Genomic DNA, 8,012 nt, shown 5'->3' with positions numbered 1-8,012 from the left:
TGGTTGAAATAGCCATTGAGAAATCCTCCCGTTTTCTGCAAGGGGTGCAGACCGGATTTTACCAGATGCCACAAGGCTTACAGAGGATTTCATGTTAAATTCACCCACTCGATTACGCGAAGAGCCAATATTTTATGAGATTGTTAAAACAGAAAGGACAACAATGCTGTTTTCCGCGAGTGGCCCAGTTTGTATCTCGACTCCTGCCCGACGCAGCGCTGTCCCTGCGTATTCTTGGCTATGACATGCCTGGCCAGCTGGGCCGGACGCGGATGCGAGTACGACCAACGATCACCAGTGAACCCGAAAGTTCACTGGTGGAAACCTCTACCAGGAGGCGCTCGAGTGCGTCCTGAGTCTCCTCGATCGTCGTGGGCCACCCCCGAAGCCGAACAACACCATAGTGTGCTCCAACTGGGAAGGATCGCTGGTCCGCGAAGTCCTCGTCGAATGTGATGATGATCGCCTGACACGCCTGAGCCCAGTCGAAGACTTCACGGTCACTCCTCCCGGCCAGACCTACCTCGGTCGCGTGGTGCACGTCCCACGAAGGCCGCAATCCGCGAAGCCACGTGGGGCGACAGCTTGGGGTACGTTCTGATCGAAAAGGACCGCGAACGGCTCAGGCACGCTGGACAACCTTCTCCTCGTCGATTACTTGGCGAGCATAGCTGAGAGCTTCCGCCACGTCTTCGCGAGTTAGATCCGGGTAGGCTTCGAGCACTTTCTCGATCGTGTACCCCCCTGCGAGCATTCCGAGAATGTTCTTTACCATGATGCGAGTCCCGCGGATGCACGGCTTTCCGCTGCAGACCTTGGGGTCCACGCTGATCCGGTCTTCCATAGTTTCACCTCCCGTGCCTGCTTCACCTCGACTGTCTGGATTGCCTCTCCGCCGAGGTTATCTTGCGTGCACCGCTCGAAGAAAGTGAGAAGCGAAAATGTCCACCTTCGTTCTGCGTGGCGCACATCCTTAACGGAATGCTCCGATGATACGCATATCATCAATCACGGTCAACGGGAGATTGCCTGCGGAAGACTCTCCCTCTTTCGAGCTAAACGTTATGGCTTCGTGGCTGGCGTTACCACGCCAGTTCCCCTCCGGCCTGACTGTCTTCGGTCGTTGCCTGCCGCTCTCTGCATCTCGCCTTCGGCGCCCGCCTAGCTGCCGTCCCGAGGGCTTGGGGGGGCTCCCCCGCTCCTTGCGAGACGCACAGCTTACCCAGAGGTTCCCCTGTCTTTGTCACCGTTGCCTGAAGCGAGCATCCTCCCTCTTCGATGCCTAGGATATTAGACAACATCGAGCAATCGCTCCTGCCGGTACTGCAACAGACCATTGAGGTGGCCGACCGCGCCGACTTCTGCGTAAGTTACTTTAACCTTCGCGGGGGAAGCAGCTCGACTCTTACATTGAGAAATGGTCCGGGGGGGAAGGCCATTGCTGCCGACTTCTGGTGGGGATGCACCGTCCGCCATAAGAAACCTTGCGCGAAGCGATTAAAATAGGGACAGACATTAGTATCGTGACAATTCGTGGTATTCGCGGTCATGAACGTGCATGCCACGGATGACCCGAACCGTTGCGTTTGGTCACCCGTATTATGTGAGGCAACGAAGGAATGATCGCCAGGCGGTCTTTCGGAACGACAGAGCCTTGAATGCGCACGATGACAGAGCAGCTGCTGCAAAGAGACGGGTTCATCTGTGAGGTGCGCAGGATACTGGACGAGTCATACACGTGTTGCAGAGGGGAAGACCCAAAGGATTTTAATAAAGAGTGTTTGTCTCTATATTAAGCACGCCGATTCCGAAGCGACAGCCGCAACGAGGAAGAGGGCCGCCGGTCACGGAGGAAGCAGACCCGCTGCTCGTGTACGCCGATAGTCAGGTGGGTGAATATGAAGAGGCTCACTACGTGCCGGAATATGAGGATGCCGCATGACGCGTGTGCGGATGACGTGGGCAGGCATCTTCTTGACGCACTCTTATTTCGGGTGGTATCTTCTCAACTCAAAAAGCACATTCCTATCAAAGAGGTTGACGAGCGCCTCGGTGTCGGTCTCTGACTGGAAGGTGACGCCCTTCTCGATGAGGAAACGCTTCATGCCAACGTAGTTCTCGATCACGCCGTTGTGGATGAGGGCGAACGTGCCGTCGGAGCGGAGGTGGGGATGGGTGTTGGCGTCGGTCACGTCGCCGTGGGTGGGCCAACGGGTGTGGCCGATGCCGGTGGTGGCGCGGAATGTGCGCGGGGCGGCGAGCTTGGCGAGGGTATCGACGCGGCCGATCTTCTTGACCACCGCGATCTGCCCCTTCCCCCGGACGGCGACACCGGCGGAGTCATAGCCGCAGTACTCCACGCGCGTGAGGCCTTCGAGGAGGATGTTGACCGCACGTTGTGTGCCTACGTCGCCGACGATACCGCACATAATGTCCGGGTTTTTAGTTTTACGATGCTGTTGCCTGCGCTACCGTCGGCGCAAGGCATTTGCCCGAGACCCTTCGGCTTCACACTTTCGCGGAAAAAATGATAACACGTTCTCCAGTAGTGGCAGTGATCATGGGCGGCGGCCGGGGCACCCGGCTTTATCCTTTAACCAAGGAACGCTGCAAACCGGCGGTGCCGCTCGCCGGCAAATACCGCCTCGTCGATATCCCGATCAGCAACTGCCTCAACAGCGGCATCAACCGGATCTTCCTGCTCACGCAGTTCAACACCGCGTCACTGCACCGGCATATCCAGAATACCTATAACTTCGACCCCTTCGGTGGCGGCTTCGTCGACATCCTCTCGGCCGAGCAGACCGAGAAGACCACCGACTGGTATCAGGGCACTGCCGACGCTGTGCGGCGCAACCTCACCCATTTCCGCACCTACCCGCACGATCTCGTGCTCGTGCTTTCGGGCGACCAGCTCTACCGGATGGATTTCCGCCAGATCATCGACCAGCATATCCGTACTGCCGCCGATGTGACGATCTCCGCCATCGCGCTGCCGACCTCCGCCATCGCAGGCCTCGGCCTGATGCGCGTACATGACGACCTCTCGATCGACTCCTTCGTCGAGAAACCCAAGGACCCGGAGGTGATCCAGAGCCTCGCCGTCAGCCCCGCCATCGAGCAACTCCTCAAGACCCGCTCCACCGAAAAACGCTGCCTGGCCTCGATGGGTATCTACGTTTTCAAACGCGAAGTCCTGCAGGAGGCGCTCGACAACAACATGACCGATTTCGGCAAGGAGATCATCCCCGGTCTCCTCGGCAAGAAGCGCCTCTTCAGCCACCTCTTCGAGGGGTATTGGGAGGACATCGGCACCGTGCGCGCCTTCTTCGAGGCCAACCTCCAGCTCGCCCATCCGCTGCCGTCGTTCAACTTCTTCACCCAGATCGATCCGATCTACACGCACGCCCGCTATTTGCCGGCGACGAAGGTAAACCTCTGCACGATCGACCATGCCATCATCGGCGACGGAAGCATCATCAGTCAGGCGCACATCAAACGTTGCGTGGTCGGTATCCGTTCGGTACTGCGCGAAGGAGTGGACCTTGAGGACGTGGTGATGATGGGCGCCGACTACTACGAGTCGGATGTCGACTTCGCGGCCAACGCCGCCAACGGTATCCCCAATATCGGCATCGGCCGCAACTGCCACTTCCGCACCGCTATCATCGACAAGAACGCCCGTATCGGCGACAACGTCACGCTCAACCCGGTGGGTAAGCCCAACGGCCATGTGCGCGACGGTATCGCCATCGTCGACGGCATCCTGGTTGTGTCGAAGGGGGCGATCGTGCCCGCCGGCACGGTAGTGTGAGGGTGGAAAACAAGTGATCTGCGCTCTACACCCCGCGCAATCCCAGATTATCGGACTATTACCGATGCGTAGAGGACTTCTTCGAGGAACTGGAGCGGGTACACGAGGAGCGGTATCACGCCCGCTTGGGGTATCTGCCACCTGAAATAGGGCAGACGATATTCCGTTACCTGGGATTGCGGCGATTTGCGCAACGGCTTTGCCCGTGTGAAATGCAAGGATCGCGGCCATGAATATCTCCTGGCATTCTCCTGCAAGCGCCGTCACTTCTGCACATCATGCCATCAGAAGCTCGTGGGAGATCCGTGACGGAGCTGCGACACAACTTGCGACAAACTCGCGACATCCCGGTACTGGGGACATGAGCCAGTTCGCCTTCCTGGAGTCCGAATAGCCGGACGTCCTCTAAGCCGCCGGCAAGGCCGAGGCGGCGGTACACGCCGATCCACGTAAAATCGGGATAGCAACCATTTGTGTAGATTCAGCTGCATCGGATGATAACCAGGGCATCAACTCGGACACGGCGTCGCCGCGCCGGTGATGCTCGCTGTTCGGCGCCATCTCCTTGACATACCGGGCATGGAATGACGAAATCTACGATGATCGACTGCAACACCCTGAGCACAGAACGCCGGACACGGTAGACGCCAATCAAGGGGCTCGAAGGAATGGCCGAGGAACGTACGCTCAGCATCGACCCAATAACCGGTGAATACACACGATCGACACGCGTCCTACTGGATACCGATACATCTCCACGTGGAGGAAAACTCATCCCTACTCGGAGGACGTGTGTAGGCTCAGCGGCCGTCTGTATGACCACGCGTTGGGCGTATGGCGTGATGCCGGTCATGACGCGACTCGCCCGCCTGGCGAACTTCACGGATCACTCACAACAGATGGAGGGTGTGTCCTCTTAGAAGTGTAATTCCTGAACCGCGTTGTTGGCAGTGATGGCGCCTCACCCATCCATCAACGTGGCGGCACGCGATGCGGCCGCTTAGGCCGGCTCAGCCCCGCATTCTCCTGCAAAGATCTATAGCGCAAAGACTAAGAGTAGGAGATTACATGAAAAGCAGCAGGTTATTTGACTCACTCTCAATGGGCACACTGCACCTGAAAAACCGCATCGTCATGGCACCGCTGACAAGGGGGCGTGCTGGTAAGGAGCGCGTGCCGAATGATCTTATGGCAGAGCATTATTACCAGCGAGCAAGTGCCGGGCTTCTGATAACCGAAGCGACAGTGATTTCACAACAGGGCATTGGCTGGATTGACTCTCCGGGAATCTTTACTGATGAGATGGTCGAGGGCTGGCGGAAGGTCACGGACAAAGTCACACCAACAGGCACGCCCATATTTCTTCAGCTATGGCATTGCGGTAGGGCCTCGCACAGTGATTTCCATCATGGTGACCTTCCTGTCTCCGCTTCTGCTGTGAAGCTGAACGGTGATCACATCCGCACCCCTCTCGGCAATAAGCCATATGAAACTCCACGACCACTGTCATTGGCTGACATTCAGACCACCGTGAATGATTACCGTAAGGCGGCAAAGAATGCCAAGGCCGCCGGGTTTTCCGGGGTAGAAGTGCACGGCGCCAATGGCTATTTGATCAATCAATTCCTTGATTCGCAAACCAATCACCGCGACGATCAATATGGTGACAGTCTTGAAAACAGATTCCGTTTTTTTAAAGAAGTGCTGGAAGCGGTGCTTGAGGTCTGGCCGCCGGAACAGGTCGGGGCCCGCATCTCGCCAAACGGCGCGTTTAATGATATGGGCAGTGATGACTTTAGGCAGACGTATCTTTATGCTACCGAAAAGTTAAATGCATTGAAACTTGGTTATCTGCATATCATGGATGGGCTGGCTTTTGGTTTTCATGGGAAAGGTGTACAGATGACCTTAGCGGAATTCAGGCCACTGTTTCACGGCATCATTATTGGAAACTGCGGTTATACCAAAGAAACAGCAGAAGAGCGCATCGCAGCACGCCATGCAGACATGATCGCCTTTGGCCGACCTTTTATCACAAATCCTGACTTACCCGAACGATTCCGGAATAATTGGCCTGTCAACCCTGCTGAAGATATGTCGCGATGGCATACATCTGGGCCTGAAGGATATACGGACTATGCGCCATATCACCCCTCTTCTTCCGCATAAGGTATCCCGCAGTTGCTGGAAATAGGGACAGCGACCATTTGTGTAGATTCACCTACGTCGGCTGATCACCAGGGCATCAACTCTGACACGGCTTTGCCGCGCTGCTGGCGCGGGCGGAGGAGTCGCGATGACTTCCCGGCGTGCGGAGGCCATCAACGAGGCATCGCGTGGGTGCTCGTGCCGGAAGCCAGCCGGTCCTCCGACAGAATTGTCCTTCCCTTCAGGACCGATGTGGCGTAGCGTATCCTTCTGACGATGACAATATCCCACGACCTCGTGCGCCTGAAGCTCGCGGAATCGCTGGCGGCCGACCCGCCCGCCCTGACGCGACGCTCGGAGCAAGTGTTCGAGGTCTCAGGCCAGGAGATCATGGAAACCCTCGCCCGCAATCGTGCCGCTGGCGACACAAGCGATGAAGCGCGGACGTACTGGTTGCCGGTCATCGACGGCCAGGAAATGACGGTGGAAATCGAACTGCCTGCCGGAGTAGCTCCAGATACGGTGATGTTTTCCATCCCGCGTGTTTCCCGTTTGTTGTCATCACCTCTGGAGACCCGCGCCTTGCACAAACAAATTGGCGCTGCCTGGTCGTGCCATCTCGATTCTACGTGCTGCACATCGACGAAATTAATAAAATAAGGAGCGCCATACCCGGTACCAACCATTTCCAGGACTATCCCCAAGACCATTTCCACCTCTATCGCCATTTAAAGGAGGCACCATGAAAGTCGCATTGCTCAAAGAACCCATGCGTATACCAGTGACCGATCCAGATTCCCTCATGGACCATTCCAAGATTATGATGCTTCGTGCTAAATGCCAAACAATGACCGATATTGCACTGGAAAAATCTCAGCGTCTTGCCGACCATGCGGAGTTTATGGCAAAGAAAGCCAAACTCGCCTTGGAACACGTTGAATTGGAGCTTGAACAACTGGAGAAACAAGAGCACGATGCTATAACAGACTTCTTCCAGAAAGTCCGTTCCACGCACCCGGTATTAAAGACATTACGAGAACGATATGGCAAAGGTGTGTCCTTTATATTCGACTCAGATAATAAGGATGTATGGATTATGGCGTTGTTTAACTCTGATGCACCACCCATACTCTCAGATGATGATTTTCCTGGTACACCGTTTGAGGAAGATGATGCTGGGGATGACGATGATCATGGTGATGAGAAGGTGAGAGGTCTTGATAGTGATACGGATGCATCTGCGTAATGGAACATAGGGACAGACACGCGCACGCGTATCGTGGAATTCGTGGTGTGTACGGTCATGATCGTGCCCGCTACGGATTGATCGAACCGTTGTATCCGGCCACCCGTATCCTGTGAGGCAACGAGGGAATGATCGCCAGGCAGTCTTTCGGCACGACAGAGATACGAATGCGCACGATGACAGAGCGACTACTGCGAAGAGACGAGTTCATCTGGGAGGCGCGCATGACACTGGACGAATAAGGCACGTGTAGCAGAGGGGAAGATCAAAAAAGGATTTCAATAAAGAGTGTCTGTCCCTATATCAATATCCTATCTGAAGTGTTCAAATGAAACGCTGGTTTAGCATCGAAAGAAAACAACAACATGGCTGATACGGTATCAAAACAATCGTCCGGTAAAAAATGGATGTTCATTGTGCTGGCAATAGTGATTGCGGGAGTCGTCAGCACTTTTCTCATTTTCAACTATACCTACAGTGAAGGTAGCCGAGCAGGGGTGCTGATTAAGTTTTCGAAAAAGGGATATGTGTTTAAAACCTACGAAGGCGAGCTGAACATTGGCGGTATGGGCAATATTCCAAATACGGCACAAGTGAACAGTATCTGGGCGTTCTCTGTACGCGATAATGCGACAGCAGACATCCTGATGAAATTAGAAGGCAAGCAAGTATCGCTTCATTATCAACAGATCATAAAGAATATGGTGTGGGATGGAGAAACGGACTATTTTGTAGATGGCGTGAAGGTGATTGAGTAATCATCGAGTCTGTGTAAGGAGTGGCGGCTAATATCTGTTGGGCAGA

At 55.2% G+C, this 8,012-nt stretch carries 11 protein-coding genes; 8 read left to right on the top strand and 3 right to left on the bottom strand.

Features of this window, described 5'->3' with window-relative positions:
* Positions 1-238 precede the first annotated feature (238 nt).
* Positions 239-559, bottom strand: coding sequence for a DUF5615 family PIN-like protein (locus CLG94_RS12425; RefSeq protein WP_133174722.1), 321 nt, complete (start codon positions 557-559; stop codon positions 239-241).
* Positions 560-622: 63 nt separating this feature from the next.
* Positions 623-844 carry a DUF433 domain-containing protein gene (locus CLG94_RS12420; protein ID WP_107563983.1) on the bottom strand — a complete coding sequence of 74 codons (222 nt, stop codon included), beginning with the start codon at positions 842-844 and terminating at the stop codon, positions 623-625.
* A gap of 434 nt (positions 845-1,278) precedes the next feature.
* Between CLG94_RS12420 and CLG94_RS13105 the strand changes: the two genes are divergently transcribed.
* Entirely contained in the window at positions 1,279-1,506 is a 228-nt protein-coding gene (locus CLG94_RS13105; RefSeq protein WP_133174721.1) for a phospholipase D-like domain-containing protein, read from the top strand.
* A 271-nt stretch (positions 1,507-1,777) separates the two neighbouring features.
* Positions 1,778-1,942 carry a hypothetical protein gene (locus CLG94_RS13355; RefSeq protein WP_161954176.1) on the top strand — a complete coding sequence of 55 codons (165 nt, stop codon included), beginning with the start codon at positions 1,778-1,780 and terminating at the stop codon, positions 1,940-1,942.
* 43 nt (positions 1,943-1,985) lie between these two features.
* Here the strand turns inward: CLG94_RS13355 and CLG94_RS12410 are convergent, their stop codons facing one another.
* A complete protein-coding gene (locus CLG94_RS12410) occupies positions 1,986-2,429 on the bottom strand; it encodes a class II glutamine amidotransferase (protein ID WP_107563979.1) in 444 nt (147 codons plus the stop codon).
* 98 nt (positions 2,430-2,527) lie between these two features.
* On the opposite strand from CLG94_RS12410, the gene CLG94_RS12405 reads away from it, so the two are divergent.
* The 6 genes from CLG94_RS12405 (at position 2,528) to CLG94_RS12375 (ending at position 7,966) form a co-directional block, all read left to right on the top strand.
* Positions 2,528-3,814 carry a glucose-1-phosphate adenylyltransferase gene (locus CLG94_RS12405; protein WP_107563978.1) on the top strand — a complete coding sequence of 429 codons (1,287 nt, stop codon included), beginning with the start codon at positions 2,528-2,530 and terminating at the stop codon, positions 3,812-3,814.
* Positions 3,815-4,021: 207 nt separating this feature from the next.
* Positions 4,022-4,123: a hypothetical protein gene (locus tag CLG94_RS14085; RefSeq protein WP_432264771.1), complete on the top strand. Its 102-nt coding sequence runs from the start codon at positions 4,022-4,024 to the stop codon at positions 4,121-4,123.
* Positions 4,124-4,882: 759 nt separating this feature from the next.
* Positions 4,883-5,983 (top strand): alkene reductase, encoded by a 1,101-nt coding sequence (locus tag CLG94_RS12390; protein WP_107563976.1) that lies wholly within the window; start codon positions 4,883-4,885, stop codon positions 5,981-5,983.
* A 255-nt stretch (positions 5,984-6,238) separates the two neighbouring features.
* The gene (locus CLG94_RS12385; RefSeq protein WP_107563975.1) at positions 6,239-6,622 is read left to right on the top strand and encodes a hypothetical protein; all 384 of its coding nucleotides are present in this window, start codon (positions 6,239-6,241) and stop codon (positions 6,620-6,622) included.
* An 82-nt stretch (positions 6,623-6,704) separates the two neighbouring features.
* Positions 6,705-7,208 carry a hypothetical protein gene (locus CLG94_RS12380; protein ID WP_107563973.1) on the top strand — a complete coding sequence of 168 codons (504 nt, stop codon included), beginning with the start codon at positions 6,705-6,707 and terminating at the stop codon, positions 7,206-7,208.
* Positions 7,209-7,573: 365 nt separating this feature from the next.
* Positions 7,574-7,966 (top strand): DUF8785 domain-containing protein, encoded by a 393-nt coding sequence (locus CLG94_RS12375; protein ID WP_107563972.1) that lies wholly within the window; start codon positions 7,574-7,576, stop codon positions 7,964-7,966.
* Positions 7,967-8,012: the final 46 nt, after the last annotated feature.

The organism is Candidatus Methylomirabilis limnetica, assembly GCF_003044035.1.
GTDB classification, from domain to species: Bacteria; Methylomirabilota; Methylomirabilia; order Methylomirabilales; family Methylomirabilaceae; genus Methylomirabilis; species Methylomirabilis limnetica.
The sequence above is the reverse complement of the archived record's forward strand: the minus strand, read 5'-3'. Positions and strand labels throughout refer to the sequence as shown.

Excerpts from the sequence above, each read along its gene's own strand:
- CLG94_RS13105 (WP_133174721.1), top strand. The coding sequence starts at position 1,279 with ATGCCTAGGATATTAGACAACATCGAGCAATCGCTCCTGCCGGTACTG.
- CLG94_RS12410 (WP_107563979.1), bottom strand. The coding sequence starts at position 2,429 with ATGTGCGGTATCGTCGGCGACGTAGGCACACAACGTGCGGTCAACATC.
- CLG94_RS12380 (WP_107563973.1), top strand. The coding sequence starts at position 6,705 with ATGAAAGTCGCATTGCTCAAAGAACCCATGCGTATACCAGTGACCGAT.
- CLG94_RS12375 (WP_107563972.1), top strand. The coding sequence starts at position 7,574 with ATGGCTGATACGGTATCAAAACAATCGTCCGGTAAAAAATGGATGTTC.
- CLG94_RS12405 (WP_107563978.1), top strand. The coding sequence starts at position 2,528 with ATGATAACACGTTCTCCAGTAGTGGCAGTGATCATGGGCGGCGGCCGG.
- CLG94_RS12385 (WP_107563975.1), top strand. The coding sequence starts at position 6,239 with ATGACAATATCCCACGACCTCGTGCGCCTGAAGCTCGCGGAATCGCTG.
- CLG94_RS12390 (WP_107563976.1), top strand. The coding sequence starts at position 4,883 with ATGAAAAGCAGCAGGTTATTTGACTCACTCTCAATGGGCACACTGCAC.
- CLG94_RS12420 (WP_107563983.1), bottom strand. The coding sequence starts at position 844 with ATGGAAGACCGGATCAGCGTGGACCCCAAGGTCTGCAGCGGAAAGCCG.